The sequence below is a fragment of the Pseudomonas sp. CHM02 genome (genome assembly GCF_000612585.1).
Classification (GTDB): domain Bacteria; phylum Pseudomonadota; class Gammaproteobacteria; order Pseudomonadales; family Pseudomonadaceae; genus Aquipseudomonas.
In genome coordinates this window covers 1-353 of sequence record NZ_JFCA01000123.1, presented here as the reverse complement: position 1 = coordinate 353, position 353 = coordinate 1, and the positions used below count along the sequence as shown (strand labels likewise).

General features: G+C 57.2%; 1 protein-coding gene. It reads left to right on the top strand.

All coding sequences use genetic code 11. The annotated features are described in order from the left end of the window. Positions 1 to 25 precede the first annotated feature (25 nt). Positions 26 to 353, top strand: a 328-nt coding sequence (locus BM70_RS32955; protein ID WP_155952222.1) for an IS3 family transposase, incomplete at its 3' end; no start/stop codon positions are given.

The window sequence follows — 353 nt, the reverse complement described above, 5'->3', positions numbered from 1 at the left end:
CGGTATTCTTTGCCAGAGAGTCCAGGTGAGATACGCCTTCGTCGCTGCTGAACGGACTCAATACCCGGTGCGCGTGTTGTGCCGGGTGATGGAAGTCTCGACTTCAGGTTTCTACGATTACACGCACAGGCAGCCTCGCCCTGATCCTGATGCTCAGATTCGCATTGAGTTGCGCAGCGCCTATGCGGCCAGTCGACACACCTACGGTCGGCCACGGTTGGTCGCAGCCTTACGCCAGAAATCGTATGCAGTGGGCCACAAACGAGTCAGCCGGTTGATGCAGGAGGAGCGTATACACGGCAAGTCCAAACGCGGTTTCAGGCCCTGTACCACTGACAGCAACCATTACTTGC